Origin of the sequence: Kitasatospora sp. GP30 (assembly GCF_029892145.1) — a bacterium.
GTDB classification, from domain to species: Bacteria; Actinomycetota; Actinomycetes; order Streptomycetales; family Streptomycetaceae; genus Kitasatospora; species Kitasatospora acidiphila.
Map to the genome: position 1 here is coordinate 50,203 of NZ_JARZAH010000041.1, position 15,960 is coordinate 66,162.

11 protein-coding genes are annotated in these 15,960 nt (G+C 73.5%); 3 read left to right on the forward strand and 8 right to left on the reverse strand.

The window, feature by feature from the left end; translation table 11 throughout:
• Positions 1–26 precede the first annotated feature (26 nt).
• Together P3T35_RS34145 and P3T35_RS34150 are read right to left on the reverse strand one after the other, a co-directional pair.
• Entirely contained in the window at positions 27–1,643 is a 1,617-nt protein-coding gene (locus P3T35_RS34145) for a PucR family transcriptional regulator (RefSeq protein WP_101380370.1), read from the reverse strand.
• A 150-nt stretch (positions 1,644–1,793) separates the two neighbouring features.
• Positions 1,794–3,782, reverse strand: a complete 1,989-nt coding sequence (locus tag P3T35_RS34150) for an ATP-binding protein (RefSeq protein ID WP_143676798.1) — start codon at positions 3,780–3,782, stop codon at positions 1,794–1,796.
• 358 nt (positions 3,783–4,140) lie between these two features.
• On the opposite strand from P3T35_RS34150, the gene gabT reads away from it, so the two are divergent.
• From gabT to P3T35_RS34165, 3 genes are all read left to right on the forward strand, one after another.
• Positions 4,141–5,481 carry a 4-aminobutyrate--2-oxoglutarate transaminase gene (gene gabT / locus P3T35_RS34155; RefSeq protein ID WP_101380372.1) on the forward strand — a complete coding sequence of 447 codons (1,341 nt, stop codon included), beginning with the start codon at positions 4,141–4,143 and terminating at the stop codon, positions 5,479–5,481.
• Between the two features lie 218 nt (positions 5,482–5,699).
• Positions 5,700–6,554, forward strand: a complete 855-nt coding sequence (locus P3T35_RS34160) for a phosphatase PAP2 family protein (RefSeq protein WP_180356446.1) — start codon at positions 5,700–5,702, stop codon at positions 6,552–6,554.
• A 149-nt stretch (positions 6,555–6,703) separates the two neighbouring features.
• Positions 6,704–7,366: a MarR family transcriptional regulator gene (locus P3T35_RS34165; RefSeq protein ID WP_218976675.1), complete on the forward strand. Its 663-nt coding sequence runs from the start codon at positions 6,704–6,706 to the stop codon at positions 7,364–7,366.
• 69 nt (positions 7,367–7,435) lie between these two features.
• Here P3T35_RS34165 and P3T35_RS34170 read toward each other — a convergent pair whose 3' ends face one another.
• The 6 genes from P3T35_RS34170 to P3T35_RS34195 all read right to left on the reverse strand — a co-directional run bounded on the left by P3T35_RS34170 (position 7,436) and on the right by P3T35_RS34195 (position 15,745).
• Complete coding sequence (locus P3T35_RS34170; RefSeq protein ID WP_101380374.1) at positions 7,436–9,052, reverse strand: restriction endonuclease; 1,617 nt, start codon at positions 9,050–9,052, stop codon at positions 7,436–7,438.
• Between the two features lie 185 nt (positions 9,053–9,237).
• On the reverse strand, positions 9,238–11,124 hold the full coding sequence (locus tag P3T35_RS34175; protein ID WP_101380375.1) for a hypothetical protein: 1,887 nt from the start codon (positions 11,122–11,124) through the stop codon (positions 9,238–9,240).
• Between the two features lie 169 nt (positions 11,125–11,293).
• Positions 11,294–11,653 carry a cupin domain-containing protein gene (locus tag P3T35_RS34180; RefSeq protein ID WP_101380376.1) on the reverse strand — a complete coding sequence of 120 codons (360 nt, stop codon included), beginning with the start codon at positions 11,651–11,653 and terminating at the stop codon, positions 11,294–11,296.
• 181 nt (positions 11,654–11,834) lie between these two features.
• The gene (locus P3T35_RS34185; RefSeq protein WP_101380377.1) at positions 11,835–12,494 is read right to left on the reverse strand and encodes a YigZ family protein; all 660 of its coding nucleotides are present in this window, start codon (positions 12,492–12,494) and stop codon (positions 11,835–11,837) included.
• A 42-nt stretch (positions 12,495–12,536) separates the two neighbouring features.
• Positions 12,537–13,832, reverse strand: a complete 1,296-nt coding sequence (locus P3T35_RS34190; protein ID WP_101385012.1) for an aldolase/citrate lyase family protein — start codon at positions 13,830–13,832, stop codon at positions 12,537–12,539.
• Between the two features lie 146 nt (positions 13,833–13,978).
• Entirely contained in the window at positions 13,979–15,745 is a 1,767-nt protein-coding gene (locus P3T35_RS34195) for a DUF2637 domain-containing protein (protein WP_180356447.1), read from the reverse strand.
• Between the last annotated feature and the right edge of the window lie 215 nt (positions 15,746–15,960).

Here is a 15,960-nt window from a genome sequence, read left to right on the forward strand (position 1 = left end):
GGTGGCGCAGTGCGCCACCGCAGGCCTTACAGAGTGGCCGACTCCTCGCCGGAGCGCAGCGCCAGCCAGAGCTCCATCCGCACATCGGTGTCGTCCAGCGAACGGCCCAGCAGCTCCTCCACCCGGCGCATCCGGTAGCGCAGGGTGTGCCGGTGCACCCCGAGGTCGGCCGCCGCCGCGTCCCACTGGCCGTGCCGGGAGAGCCAGGCCCGCAGGCTCGCCACCAGATCGCCGCGGGCCGTGCGGTCGTGCTCGCGCAGCGGACGCAGCAGGCCCTCGGCGAACGCGGCCACCGCGTCCTCGCCCAGCAGCGGCAGCAGCGACCCGGCGCCGACCTCCTCGTGCCCCACCGACCGGCGGCCACCGCGCAGCGCCACCGCCAGGGCCCGCTCGGCCTGTGCGTAGGCGCTGCCGGCGTCCTCCACCGGGGCCGCCGCGGACACCCCGATCGCCAGGCCCTCGTGCTCCTCGACCGCGCCCAGGCAGGCCCGGTGCACCGCGCCGCCGTCCACCGCGAGCAGCACCAGGCGCTCGCCGTGCGGGGTGCCCTCCTTGACGTCCCGCGCGGGCTCGCGGGCCACCAGCAGCTTCTCGCCCGCCCGCCCGCCGGCCTGCTCGGCGCGCTCGGCCAGCTCCGTCAGGTCGTGCACCGGCACCCCGGCGTCGTCCCGCTCACCGGCCGGGGTGGCGCCGGCCACCAGGATGCGTATCGTGCCCTCCGGCAGGCCGCCGAACAGCCCGGTGGCCACCTGGCGGGCGGTGCCCACCTGGCCCGCCAGCACCAGCCGCAGCAGCGCGGCGCCCATCCGCTCCTCGGCGTGCCGCAGCTCGCGCGAACGCTCCAGGGTGAGGGTGAGCAGCGCGACGGCCGCGTTCAGCACATAGCGCTCGGTGGGGGTGATCCGGTCCTCGGTGCCGACCGCCAGGAAGCCGCGGGCCCGCCGGTCGGCGCCCAGCGACTGGACCACCACGAAGTCCTCGTCCGCGGTGTCGAAGCCGGGCGCCCGGCCCTGCAGCGCGGCACTGGCCGGCGCCGGGCGGCGACGCAGCCGGTCCACCTCGGTGGCCAGCCGGGCGGCGCGGCGGGCGGCCCAGTCGGGGGCCACCACGGAGAGCGCGCCCGAGCTGTCGTAGAGCGCCGCCCAGCCGCCCAGCCGGGCCGCCAGCCGACGCACCACGGCCGCTGTGCCGTTCTGGCCCAGCGCGGCCCGGGTCAGCTCCTCCTGGGCCTCGAAACTGGTGGTCACCACCTCGTACTGCTCGGCCGCCAGCGCCGCCGAGACCGCCTTGCTGATCGCGATGAACGGGGTCGGCTCCGGCACCCGCAGCAGCGGCAGCCCGCGCTGCGCGGCCGCCTCCACCAGCGGCTGCGGCACCTCGGTGTGCGACAGGCCGACCCCCAGGCCCAGGCCCACCACCCCCGCGTCGGCCAGCCGGTGCACATAGGCCTGCAGGCTCTTGGTGCTGGTGCCCAGCTTGATCCCGGTGGTCAGCAGCAGCTCACCACCCTCCAGGAACGGGGTGGGGTCGTCCAGCTCACTGGTGTGCACCCAGCGGACCGGTCGCTCCAGGTGGTCCGCTCCGGCGAGGACCGTGAGATGGAGCGAGGAGTTGCGCACGACGGAGGCGAGTGTGGGGGGCATGGCACCTTCGGTGGGACCGACCCGGCGGCCTCGTTGCAGCCGAGCGAACAGTGGGGGCTTTCGTCTTCATTATGGACGCTTCGGACAAGCCGTGAGACCTAATCCACCGGAGCGTAACTAACCGAATGCCCGTTTGCCGGTTACCCTGCGTCAGTTCCTCAGATCGACCAGGAGCGGCGGCACCTGCTCCCCCGTCACCGCGGTCAGCGACACCACCGCATGGCCGGTCGGCAGCGCGTGCGCCAGGTCCGACGGCGACCAGCGCTGCCGCTCCACCTCCCGGGTGGTCACGCTCTCGGTCTGCGCCGTGGTCCCGGCCAGCACCTTGCGCAGCAGCCGGCCGGTCTTGCGCAGCATCCCGCCCGAGGTGTCCGGCGCCAGCGTCACCGCCCGCTCCCGCACCAGCACCGTCCCCCAGGCCTCCGAGAACAGCTTGCCGTCCCACGGCGCTATCCCCGGGAATGCCATCCGGCAGCCCACCGCCCCGAACAGCGGCACCCGCAGCGCCTCCGGCAGGTCCACCAGGCTGCGCAGCAGCAGCACCGCCCCCGCGTTCGCCCCCGGCAGCCGGCGCAACCCCTGCACCGCAGCGTTGTCCAGCGCCGCCGCCGCGTCGTCCACCACCAGGCCGGCGAAGAGCGAACGGTCCGAACGCGCCGCCGCGGCCTGCAGGAACTGCCCGACCACCAGCCGGGAGAGGATCCGGGCCGCCTCCGGGTGGCTGCGCTCCGGCAGCTTCACCCGCACCCGCAGCGGATGCTCCAGCGCCCGCATCGCGAAGGCCGGCCGGTCCGCCGCCGAACCGTCGAAGCAGCCCGCGAAGGCCGGCCGGTCCAGCAGCGCCAGCCGATCGGCCAGCAGCGACCCCGGATCGTCCAGCCGCCCCAGCCGGCCCCGGCGGTGCTGGACGTCCGACTCGTGCGCCGTCCAGCGGTCGGCCGCCCGCAACCGCTCCTCCAGCTCCGCCCAGGCCGCCTCCTCACCGCCGAGCAGCGCACGCAGCTCCCGCGGTCCCGGATAGCGGCCGTACCCCGCCTGGAACGGCCCGACCACCTGCTGCAACGCGATCCGGGCGCTCTCGGTGCGGGCCGACAACTCGTCCGGCAGCAGCGCGTCCGCCAACCGGGCCGCCGCGCCGTCCGGGTCGTTCGCCCCGCCGTACAGGTCCAACCCGTACGGCGACGACGGATCGCCCGGCGCGATCACCACGTCGTACCCGGAGTCCGGCCCCAGGTCCGCCTCGGCCGCGCCGACCACCACCGCACACGCCGACCTGGTCAGCGCCTGCAGGCAGAGCGCCTCCGCCACCGGCCGCGCCAGCCGCGCCGTCTTCCCCGTCCCGGCCGGCCCGACCGCCAGCAGCGAGGTGGCCAGCAGCTCCCGGTCCAGCGCGAAGGCGGCCCCCCGGTGCGCGGCCGGGTTCTTCACCACGTCCTGCGCGAGGCCCAACCGGACCTGACCCACCAGCAGATCGTGCTCCACCACCCGCGGCTGCGGCACGTCACGCTGCTCCGACGGGTGCACACAGGCCCCCGCCCCCCGCGCCGCCACCTGCTCCGCGAACCGCGCCAGCAACGCCGCCTCCGCCGCGACCTCCTGGTGCACCCGGTGGATCCGCACATAGTCGACATCACTCACCCGGTTGGCCTGCGTATCCGCGTCCAGCAACGCGAGCGACCCCGCCAGCGCGGGAGTGCGCAGGGCGGCCCAGGGGTCCATCGTGGCTTCCAGTACCGACTCGACCTTCTCAGGCTGAGGCGCGCCGTCCTCCCTGGTGACTGCCCGGGACCGGACCAGTTCAGCCCGGCGCCGCAGTTCGGTGGGTGTCAGGAAGCGCCTGTACACCTCCCGCCAGCGCCCCATGCGCCCAAACACGACCACCGCGAACACCGCTACCACGATGCGGACGCCGTACTCTCCGAACGCGACCTGAGCCTCCGTCGGATTGCTGGGCCAGACGGTGTACTTCAGCAGATAGAGCACTGGTGTGTTGCCGTACCGGTACACCAGAAGCGCCGCTATGAGGTTCAGCACTGCCCGTACCAGCAGCGGCCATGCGGCGGTCTGCGGCTCACCCGACTCGGTATAAGCAGTGGTGTCCGGCTGGGGGCCGAGCCGGTACACCCCCGGTGCTGCCACCGGCCGTTCCTGCGCCAGCCACCCGCGCAGCCCCCGTACCTCCCCGCCGGCCTGCCGTGGCACGGCTGCCGGTTCCAGGAGTCGCCCCGGCTGGCCCTGTGTACCGTCCAGTCCCATTGCGGCCCCGCTCCCTCGCCCCGACGCACCCGGCATTCTGGATACCCGCGCCGCCCGGCAGACGACACGCCCGCGCTCAATGTAGTGGAGCGGGGCCTGATCGGCCGTGCCACGGCGGCGCTGGCCGGGCCGGACAAGTCGGACGGCTCAGTGCTCCCCACTGGCGCATGCCGTGGGCTCGGCGGCGGCCTTAGCCTGCGAGCACCGAGACAATCCGAGCCGACCCCCTGGAGATACCTCTATGAGCGCCGCACCGCTGCTCCCGCAGGAGCGCCGTCTGGTCACCGCGATCCCCGGCCCGAAGTCGCAGGAGCTGCAGGCCCGCAAGCTCAGCGCGGTCGCCGCGGGGGTCGGCACTACCCTCCCGGTCTACATCACGCGCGCCGGCGGGGGTGTGCTGGAGGACGTCGACGGCAACAGCCTGATCGACTTCGGTGCCGGTATCGCCGTGGTCAACGTCGGCAACAGCGCCGAGGCCGTGGTCGCCAAGGCCGCCGAGCAGCTGGCCGCGTTCACCCACACCTGCTTCATGGTCACCCCCTACGAGGGCTACGTGGCGGTGGCCGAGCAGCTGAACGAGCTCACCCCGGGCGACCACGACAAGCGCACCGCGCTGTTCAACTCCGGTGCCGAGGCGGTGGAGAACGCGGTGAAGATCGCCCGCGCCTACACCAAGCGCACCGCCGTGGTGGTGTTCGACCACGGCTACCACGGCCGGACCAACCTCACCATGGGCCTGACGGCGAAGAACATGCCGTACAAGCAGGGCTTCGGCCCGTTCGCCCCGGAGATCTACCGGGTGCCGGTGGCCTACCCGTACCGCTGGCTGACCGGCGCGGAGAACTGCGCCGCCGAGGCCGCCGCGCAGGCGATCGACATGATCAACAAGCAGATCGGCGCCGAGAACGTCGCCGCGATCATCATCGAGCCGATCCAGGGCGAGGGCGGCTTCATCGAGCCGGCCAAGGGCTTCCTGCCGGCCATCGCGGAGTACGCCAAGGCCAACGGCATCGTCTTCGTCGCCGACGAGATCCAGACCGGCTTCTGCCGGACCGGCCAGTGGTTCGCCTGTGAGGACGAGGGCATCGTCCCGGACCTGATCACCACCGCCAAGGGCATCGCCGGCGGTCTGCCGCTGGCCGCCGTGACCGGCCGCGCCGAGATCATGGACGCCGCGCACGCGGGCGGCCTGGGCGGCACCTACGGCGGCAACCCGGTGGCCTGCGCCGCCGCGCTGGGCGCCATCGAGACCATGAAGGAGCTCGACCTCAACGCCAAGGCGCAGCGGATCGGCGAGGTCATGCTCGGCCGGCTCCGCGCCATGCAGGAGAAGTACGACGTGATCGGCGAGGTCCGCGGCCGTGGCGCGATGATCGCCATCGAGCTGGTCAAGCCGGGCACCAAGGAGCCCAACGCGGAGGTCACCGCCGCGGTGGCGAAGGCCTGCCACGCCGAGGGCCTGGTGGTGCTGACCGCCGGCACCTACGGCAACGTGCTGCGCTTCCTGCCGCCGCTGGTGATGCCGGAGCACCTGCTCACCGAGGGCCTGGACATCATCGAGAGCGCCTTCGCCGGCGTCTGATCCCGCTGGGTCCGGACCCGGCGGGCGGCTGATCCCGTCGGTCCGATCCCGCGTCGCATGCCGCGCGCCGTCGCGCCCAGGCCACCCTCACCGGCCGGGCGCGGCGGCGCGCAGACATTCGACACCCGGTGGAGGTTGCCTCCGCCGAGGTGAAGATGCTGTGCGAACCCGGTCGGGCTCCACCCGGGCCGAATCCTGTTGACGTAGTGTCAGGGCAGATGGACAGCGAGCCTCATCCCACGGTCGGCGTGCCGGCCCGAGATGACAACCAGGCGCCGGCGACGGCGCCCACACAGGACCGATCGACCGCCCGTCCGGCCCAAACCCCCCGGGGCGCACGGAACGGCGATCACCCCAGCCGCCCCGGGGCTCTCCCCCCCGCTCCGGGGCGGCTCCTCGCCGTCTCCGCGCGGCTGCTCGCCGCGCCGGCCGTGCCGCTGCTGCTGGGTCTGCTGCTGGCGGCGGTCTCCTGGCTGGTGGCGGTGAACGGACCGCTGCTCGGCCTGGACCGCGCCGTCCGGCACGGCACCGCTCAGCTGCGCGGCTCCCTGCACAGCGGGGTGCTGGACGGGCTGGCCCATCTCCTCTCCGACCTCGGTTCGACGGTTCCGGCGATCCCGGTGCTGCTCGGCGCGGGCGTGATCGCGGCCTGGCGGCTCTGGCGTACCGGTCGGCCGCACCGGTGGCTGCCGCCGGCGGTGGCCGCGGGCGCCGCGGTGCTGATCCCGCTGCTGGTGGTGCCGGCGAAGGCCTGGTTCGCCCGTCCCGGGCCGCTCGGCGAGCCGCTGCAGCCGCACGAGTGGGGCTGGTACCCGTCCGGGCACACCACCACGGCCGCCATCAGCTTCGGGGTCACGGCGCTGCTGCTGGGCCGTACCGTTCGCCGCTCGTGGCCGTTCACCGCCGTGGCCGCGCTGCTCTGGGCCGGAGTGGGTGCCGGGTTGATCTGGTGCGACTACCACTGGTTCCTGGACGTGCTGGCCGGCTGGTGCCTGTCCGGGCTGGTGCTCTGGTGCCTGGCCCGATGGCTGCGATGGCTGCCGCGGCACGAGCGGGCTGACGGGTCGGGGTGACCGGGGTGACCGGGGTGGCCGGGCTGGGTGATTTGGCGGAGCTGGTCGAGCTGGTCGATCTGAAGAACTGAGCCTGGCTCATCATGTGGCTGGCTCGGCACTGGCCCCGAGGACTACGCTGACCGCACCTGAAACGCCGAGGAGCCCGCATGTCCAGCCCGTCCACCGACGCCCGCCGGCCCGGAACCGCTGCGACCACTGACACCGCTGAGCCGGCTGGCACTACCGAGGCAGCCGCCAGCGCGGACGCGGCCGGCAGCGGGGGGCCGGGTGAAGGCGCGGAGGCTGCCGGCAGTACAGAGGCGGACGGCAGCGCGGACGCGGACGGCAGCGCGGCGGCGACCGACATCGCCGAGCTGGCCGATGAGCTGAACCGGGCGATGAAGCGGATCCGCCATCGGACCGTGCACCGCCTGGAGCCGTACGGCCTCACCCCGGGACAGGGCCGGGCGCTGCGGGTACTGGAGCGTGCCGACCGGTGCGAGACTCCCGGCCGGGCGATCCGGTTGAGTGAGCTGGCCGACCGGTTGAACATCGCCCCGCGCTCGGCGACCACCGTGGTGGACGCCCTGGAGCAGGGCGGGCTGGTCGAGCGGGTGCCCGATCCGGCCGACCGGCGGGCGGTGGGCTTGGTGCTGACCGCGGCCGGACGGGCCGCCGTGGAGCGGCTGGCGCAAGTCCGCCAGGAGGTGGCGCAGGAGTACTTCAGCGGCGCCGACCCGGATGAGGTCACCGTGATGCTGAAGGTCCTCCGGCGGGCCGAGGCAGCGTATGCACAGGCCGCACGCCGCCCAGCCGCCGCCTCGGAGTGACCACCGGCCCACACACCAGCGGCCCACACTCCTGCGGCCGGCGCACCCGCGGCCTGCACTCCCGGTGCTTCACACCCCGGTGACGGCGAGCGGCAGGCCGAGGTGGGTCTCGGCCATGGCCCGGAAGCCCGGCCCGTCGGCAAGGTGGAGGTGGCGGTACTCGGGGGTCTCGACCAAGTCCAGCGCCTCGTCGGTGAACCCGCCCGTACTGAGCCAGAGGCCGTGCCCGGCCGACTCCTCCGCCACGGCCTCCGCCAGCATCACCAGCTCGGCCGCCCCCACCGGTTCGGGCCGGCGTGAGGCGCAGACCACCCAGCGGCCGGGCAGCGCACTGTCCGCAGCCCCCGCGCCCGTTGCGACCAGCCCTGCCTGCCCACGCAACCGCACACTCCAGTCCCGCAGACCGCCCTTGATGAGCACCTCCCGGACCAGCAGGGCGAACTCCCCGGACGACAGATCCGCCACCGCCGGCACCGCGGCCCCCGCACTGGCACACGGCCGCACCGCCACCCTGGCGAACGGGTCGGGCGTCACGGCGGCGCCGAGGTCGCGCAGCCGGACCAGTGCCTCGTCCTGCTCGGCGGCCGCGTAGACCCCGGGCTCGCCCTCCTCCTCGACCAGCTCGGCCTCGGTCACCAGCCTGGTCCGGGCCAGCGCGTCCCGGTCCGCGTCGACGCTGAGCAGGCAGCTGACGGACGGTTCGCGCAGCCAGCCGTTGAGCACCACGCCGGCCAGGATGCCGTCGGTGTCGACCGCGTCCACCGCCTGCAGGGCACGCAGCGCCAGACGGGAGACCAGCCGCAGGTAGTCGGCCGCCCGGTCGGCGGGAGCCCTCGGCACCGGACTGATGTCGCCCTCCGAGGAGAGCTTGTACCCGTCCAGCGAGGGGACCAGGCCCAGCGGCGGCAGGTCCAGGTCGATCACCGCCGTGCGGGTGAGCGGCCGGAAGACCGCACGGCAGGGCGCCGGCAGCTCGGGCGTGGTGGCCTCCGCTGCGGCCAGCGCCCGCTCGAGCAGCGACTCAACCGCGGCCGGCTCGGCCTCCCGGTAGGCCCGTTGGCACTCCTCCAGACTGTCGTTGTACTCCTGTACGGCACGTGCCCTGGCCCGCTCGGCCTCCTCGTACGCGGCGCGGGCCGCGGCCTCGGCCGGGTCGGCGGCGGTGGACCGCCCGGCGCGCCACTCACGCAGCGCGCGCTGGTGGGCCAGCCGCGCCTGGGCCAGCTCCCGCTGGTAGCCGGAGTCCAGCAACCGCTTGCCGTCGCCGGCCGACGGCGCCGGCGGCTCGAAGTCCGCCCAGGTCGGTTCGCGTTCCTCGGTCGACGGGCCGTCGGGGTACGGCCGGGGCTCGTAACTGCGGCGCTGGCTCTCGAAGTCCATCGCGTTGACCGGCAGCGCGAGCCGGACCAGCAGCTCCGCCAGGCGCTGCTGCTCGGCGCGGACCGTGGTCGTCCGATGGTGCGTCAGCTCGGCGGCTCGCACGTGCGCGGCCACCTGCGGATCAGGCTCGCCCTCGCCGGTGCCCTGCTCGGGAGCCGCTCCGGCCGACCCACCGCCCGCCGGACCGTTCTCCGTGCTGCCTGATCCCGGGCCTTCGGTCGCCCCGCCGAAGACCGCGGACAGAAAGCCGCTGCGGAGGTTGAGCGCGGCATCGAGGGCTGACTGACGCTTGGTCGAATCCTGCATCGGCGGTAAGTCCCCCGTGCTCGTCGTCCGGCGCTTCTTGGATGGCCGGGCATGTGGCATACCCCCGAGAGCATTGTCCACAGTTTCCGGGTCCGATGGGCCAGGTTGTCGCTCCTCTCCACCCCCGTCACCCCGCGCTGCACCTGGCGCGGTTGACAGTGGGTCGTCGGTGGGTCGTCGGTGGGTCAGTTGGTCATGGTGTTGGTGAGGTGCATGCCGATGTAGCCGACGTAGATCCGGCCACTGCCCGAGCAGTCGTCCAGGTAGTGCAGGCGCGGCGCCGTGCGACCGCCCCCGATGCGCAGATGGGCGCCCATGAAGGCCCGGCCGCTCGGATCCACTGAGGACGGGACGACGAACATCCGCTCCCGGCGCATCTTGGCGTGACTGCAGACCGTGCGCGACTCCCCGCGCACCGCCTTGCGCGGTGGAAACCGGCTGCCGCCCTCCCAGGCCCGCTCGCACCACTGCTTGAAGTCGCCGCCGGCGGCGCCGAGGACCGCGACGGTGGCGTACTCCTGGAGCGCGGTCAGGCCCTCCCAGGTGAGTCTGACCCAGTTGCCGCCGACCGTGCGGTTCTCCAGCGCAAGCGTCTCCTTCTCGTCCCCGGTGAAGCTGAGCAACGGGAACTCGCCGATGCGCCCCAGCAGTTCGGCGAAGTTGACCGGCCCGGTCGGTGCCTCGGCCAGCAGCCCCGCCGGATCGGGCGCCGCCTCACCGGGCGGGCAGAGCCGGCTGTTGAGCGCCCGCAGCTGGCTGCTGACCCGGCGCAGCGCCGTCCCCTGAAGCTCGTTCTCGGCGCGCAGGTGGAGCTCCCGGCGCCAGGAGCGGTGCAGGCTCCGGCGCACCCGCTGCAGCTCGTCGACCCCGGCCTGTTGGGCCTGGGTCAACTCCTCGACCAGCTCGGTCAGCTCGGCGGCGGGCGGCACCGGCGGCCGCAGCGACGGAGCCGGGCGGCGCTGACTGGGCCGCACCCGCAGCACCGGCACCCGGGCCAGCGGCTCGGGTAGCGGCGCCAGCGCGGCCAACCGCCGTGGCTCCCGGGCCAGTAGGGCGGCGGCCCGGCGCGGCTGCCCTTCGATCCGATGCCTGGGCAGCACCAGGTGGCGCAGCGCGTCCCGCCGGGAGGCCGGGTCCACCTCGGGCAGATAGGTGCGCACCGCTCCGCCGTAGACGGTGTGGTACTCAAGCGCGATGTTGAAGGCGATCCGGGCACCGGGATCGAGGATGTAACCGACCGCGAGTCCGGTGACCCCGGTCAGCAGGGGGTGCAGCACCTCGGCCGTCCAGGCGCGCGGATCCAGATCGGCCGGCACGCTGGCGACCACGGTGGGCAGCCGGCGGGTCGGGTCGCAGAGTTCGTCGATGAGGCCGTCGACCTCGCCGGCGGTGATGAGCAGGGGGTGCGGGCGGACCTCCGCAGGCCCGTCGAGAGCGTCCAGCAGGGGCAGCAGGCGGTGGACGAGGTCCGGCACCGGGACCCGGGCGGGGGTGCGCAGTCCGAGGCTGGCCGGCAGATGCTCGGCCTCCAGGCACAGCCAGCTGGGACTGCCGAGCTCGGTGACGACGGTGAGGGTCAGCTGGTAGGTGCCGTGTGGGGCGGGCAACCGGAGCCGGCGGCGGGTGTACTGGCCGGGTGCGGCGCCCGGGGTGGCCGGCAGCGGTCCGTCGTCCCGATCGAGCAGCACCCGGTCGGCCAGGCGGATCCGCTCGGCCAGCACCGGCGTCGGGGCAGTTCCTTCGGTGGAGCGGGCGGCCTCGGGTGGCAGCCGGACCGGCGCCGTTCCGGGGCTCGAAGCGGGCGGCGGCTCGGAGCGCGGCGCGGGCGGCGCCTCAATGAGCGGAGGCGGCTCGGCAGTCGAGGCCGGCGGGGGCTCGGGGAAGCCTTCGTGCTTGAGCCAGGAGCCCAGGCACTGGTCGGCCAGGGCGACGGCCTCGGCATGGGACTGACGGGTCGTCACCGTCATCCGGTACGGCATGGCCGGTCCGGGCGGGCCACCAGGGTCGGTGCCGGGTTCGGGGGCGGTGGGCCTGCTGGCGGCAGCGCGCTGGCTGCCGCGTTCGATGCTCATGGGTGGTGCCTCCGTGGTGCTCTGGTGGGGTCTGAGATTCCTCCATCGATGGGGTGACGTGCGGCCGCGGCCGACGGATGTCGACTGGTCCGTGCCCGAAGAACGCAGCGGCCCGGGGCTGTAGTTCCAGCCCCGGGCCCAATTCATTCGTTCGAGTGGCTTTTGTCCGTCATCCGGCACGATCGCCGGAAGCTGAGGTAGTGCGCTGGTCTGGCAGGGTCTGTGCCACCACGGCCAGTTCCGCCGCGGCGCCCTGCTCGGTCGGCGCGGCCGGGACCACGAGCGGGCAGCCGGCCCGCTGCTGATAGTTCGCCAGGATCACCACGGTCTCCCGCCCCACGTTGTGGCCTATGTGCCGCTGGTCCGGCAGTTCGGTCAGGAGCTGCCCGGGCTGAGTAGTCTTGACCGTCCCATCCTCGAACACCCGGGTCAGGACGCCCGACAGCAGCACGGCCCGAACCATCGCCGGGTGGTAGTGCCAGCCAGTGCTCTCCCCCGGCGCGAGGGTGACGGTCCGGATGACGGCCATCTCGGATTCTGCTCCCGTGTGATTCGACGACGGTCACAGGCTACTGACCACCGCCACGGAGGGAACCCGTCGGAACACGCTTTATCCGAAAGTACATACGACTGTGGCGGTTCGTCCGGGCAGCCGACCCCCGGTCCGTCCGCCCGACCCTACCGGGACCGGCTCAGCCCGGCTCGCACGGCTAGACCGGCTCGGTCCACGGGACCTCCACGAAGGTCTGCCCGACCGGCACCGCCTCGGCGGTACCACCACTCGCCTCCGCGAGCCAGGCGTGGAAGGCCGGCACCTGCGGTTCGGGAACCCCGACCTCGATCTGCACCCCGCGCGCCTCGTAGTGCGACTCCCGCACCGTGTGCCCCGCCGCCCGCAGCTCGTTCTCCAGCCGACCGGCCCGGGTGTGGTCGACCGCCACCAGCAGCAGCGCGACCGGCCGCCGCTCCACCAGGCCGATCTCGTCCAGCGCCGCCGAGACCGCACCGCCGTAGGCCCGCACCAGGCCGCCCGCGCCGAGCAGCACGCCACCGAAGTACCGGGTCACCACGGCAACGCTGTCGGTGACGCCCCGTCGGCGCAGCACCTCCAGCATCGGCACGCCCGCCGTCCCGGCCGGCTCGCCGTCGTCGTTGGACCGCTCGCGGCGCTGGTCGGCCCCGACCACGAAGGCCGTGCAGTTGTGCCGGGCGTCCCAGTACTGCTTGCGGATCCCGGCGATGAACTCCTGCGCCGCCTGCTCGTCACCGACCCGCGCGAGATGGCAGATGAAACGCGAGCGCTTCACCTCGATCTCATGGCTGCCGTCCGCCCGGAGGGTCAGATACGGCCTGGGGTCTGGCTGCGACATGGCGGTGGCACTCCGAACGGCGGGAACACGGTCCCGGCCACCCTAACCATCCGTGGGGCCGCGCTGCCCCGCGCCGCCGTTCGCCGGTCGGCGCCCGCTCAGCGCGTCCAGTCGGCCCCGGTCGAGGCCGGTGAGCGCGGTGACCTCGGCCGGGTCGACCGCGCCGCAGTCCAGCCCGCGCAGCAGGTAGCCGCTGAGTGCCCTGGCGGTGGCCGGCTCGTCCAGCACCGCGCCGCCGGCCTTCGCCACGTACGCGGCCAGCCGGGCCGCCGCGGCCGCCAGGCCCTGCCGGTAGAACGCGTACACGGCCGCATAGCGGGTCGGCAGGTGCGCCGGGTGCATGTCCCAGCCCTGGTAGTAGGCCCGGGCCAGGGAGCGGCGGACCAGCCCGTAGTGCAGGCGCCAGGCGGCGGTGACCTGCTCCCGGGAACCGGTCGGGATCACATTGGTCGAGCCGTCGGACAGCCGCACACCGGTACCGGCCGCGGCCACCTGCATCACGGCCTTGGCATGGTCGGCGACCGGGTGATCCATGCTCTGGTAGGCGGCGCTGACACCGCAGGCGGCGCTGTAGTCGAAGGTGCCGTAGTGCAAGCCGGTCGCCCGTCCCTCGGCCGCCTCGATCAACCGGGCGACGGTGGCTCGGCCGTCGGCGCCCAGGATCGCCTGGGTGGTCTCGATCTGGATCTCGAAGCCGATCCGCCCGGCAGGCAGCCCGGCCCGCTCCTCGAAATCAGCCAGCAGCCGGACCAGCGCGGACACCTGCTGCGGATGGCTGACCTTGGGCAGGGTGAGCATCAGTCCGCCGGGCAGCGTGCCGTGCTCCGCCAGCAGGGTGCCCAGGAACAGCTCCAGGGTCCGGATCCCCCGGGCGCGGACCGCCGCCTCCAGGCACTTGAACCGCACACCGAGGTACGGCGGCGCGCTGCCGTCGGCGACCGCTGCCGCCACCAGCCGGGCCACCCGCACCGCCTCGGCGTCCTCCTCGGTGTCCGGCCGCGGTCCGTAACCGTCCTCGAAGTCGATCCGCAGGTCCTCGATCGGCTCGCGCAGCAGCTTGGCCCGGACCCGGGCGTGCACATCGGTGATCAGATCATCGGATGGGATCCCGAGCGCCTCGGCCAGCGCGGCCGGGGTGCCGGCCTGCGCATCCAGCACCTCCACCGCCTGTCGGCCCCAGTCCACGACGGTGTCGGCAGTGAAGGCGTCGGCCGGCACATACACGGTGTGCACGGGTTGCCTGGTGCCCGGATCGCCCGGGTAGCGGTGGGCCATCTCGGCGTCGACCGGGTCGAGCAGCGCCTCCACCGCGGCGGTCGCGGAAGGCGAGAAGGTCACCCGCCCCGCTCCCGCCCACGCACCGTCAGTCTGCTCGACCTCGGACATCCTGACCCCCAGTCGCTTCAACAGATTGTTGATGCGACGGTAGCCACGGTGCTCGGCAAGCGTCAATGGGTGTTCACCAGCCGGCCGGACCGGTCCGGTCAGTCACGGCCGAGCGTGGCGTAGCGGTCCCGCAGGTAGGGCCAGATCCGGGACATCTCGCCGCGGCTGGCCGGCGCACCCGGTCGGCGGCCGGTCACCCCGTACTCGGTGAAGAGGTAGTGCGCGAGCAGCTCCTCGTCAGGGTCGTGGCCTTTGTCCTCCTGGTACGCCATCAGTGCCTCCACGGCGAGGTCCACGGTCAGCTCACGACGGGAGCCGCCCGGCTCCTCCTGCGGCGACACCGGCACCCGCGGGGCGAAAACGTTGTCCGCCACCGGGTCCGCCGACGCAGCCGGCCTGGGGGCGGGCTGCGGCGCGGCGCCCTGCGGGGCCCCGGGTTGCGGCACGGGACCGGGGTGCGCCGCGCGGGCCTGCTGCCGGGGAGCGGGAACCGGTTCGGCGCCCAGGTCCAGCTCGGGCTGCTCCGCCACCGGGGCCGGGCCTCGGTTCTCGGCCAGTGCGAGCAGCTGAGCGACCGTCGGCTGTGGCCGGCTCGCCTGCTCCGCCTGCGGAGTCATAGCGGCGGCGGGTGCGGCGGGGTGCACGGCCGGGGCCTTGCCACCCTGCTGGTCCGGGTGCGAGGGCTGCGCGGGGTGCGCCGGCTGCGCGGTCGCTACGGGTGCCTCGGCTTCCGCCGCTGCACGCGCCGAGAACCACGGCGAAGGCTGACCTGCGGGTCGCTCGGCCGCAACTGCCGCAGGGGTACCCGGCTGGTGCTGTCCAGGCCCACCGGCCGCCTCCTGCCCCGCCACCGCGTCGACCGGCAGCTGAGCCCTGATGTCACGCAGCGCCGCAACCGGTCGCCCTGGTCGGCTGGGCACCGGCTGCTCCACCGCTGCCGCCTGCTGACGAACCGCCGGCTCCGCCTGCGCAACCGGCTCGGGGCCCGGCTGACCGTCCCGCCACCGGGCCGCGGCCAGCTTCGCGAGGGTGGGCCCCACTGCCACGGCCTGAGACCGCGGGTTTGCGCCCGCCTCCGGCTGCACCGCCTCCTGCTCCGCGCTCTCGAGCTCCACCACCTCACGCTCCATCGCAGGAGTGGGGACAGCGGGGACAGCGGGGACGGCGGGGGCAGCAGCGGGGACGGCCTGCGGGTCCATCCGCTCCAGTACCGAAACGTCGAGCGGCACACCGAACTTGGCCAGCTTCAACGGCAGCAGCGCCTGGATCGGCGCCGCGCGCCGCCAGCCCCGCCCGTACCGGAACCGGAGCTGAGCCCGGTAGACCAGTCGATTCTGCTCCAGGCGCACGACCTCGTCGTACGACCGCAGCTCCCACAACTGCATCCGCCGCCACATCCGGAAGGTGGGTACCGGAGACAGCAGCCAACGCATCAGCCGGACGGACTCCATGTGACGGTCCGCCGTGATCGCCGCGATCCGCCCCACCGCATGGCGGGAAGCCTCGACCACGACGACGAAGAGCACCGGGATGACTGCGTGCATGCCCATGCCCAGTGGGTCGCCCCAGGAGGCGGCGGCGTTGAACGCGATTGTCGCGACCGTGAGCAGCCACGCAGCCTGACGGAGCAGCGGGAACGGTATTCGAAGCCACGTCAGCACCAGGTCCAGCGCCAGCAGCACCACGATGCCGGCGTCCACACCGATCGGGAACGCGTACGAGAACGCGCCGAACCCCTTGTGCATCGCCAGCGCCTGTACCGCCGAGTACGACCCGGCGAAGCCGATCCCGGAGATCAGGCAGGCACCGACAGCCACTACGCCCAACAGCGCCCGGTGTGCACGGGTAAGGGATGGACGTGCCATTCGATGATCAACCCCTGAGTTCGACGTGGACGCCCCGGATACTACTCGGACATACCTTCCGTACCGTGCGCTCCCCCGCCCTCGGAGGCTCTCCGCAAACGCGAAGAAGCCCCCACCGGGGCTGTGTTTGATTAAACACAGCCCCGGTGGGGGCTTCTTCTGAAGAATTGTTCGGCGGCGTCCTACTCTCCCACAGGGTCCCCCCTGCAGTACCA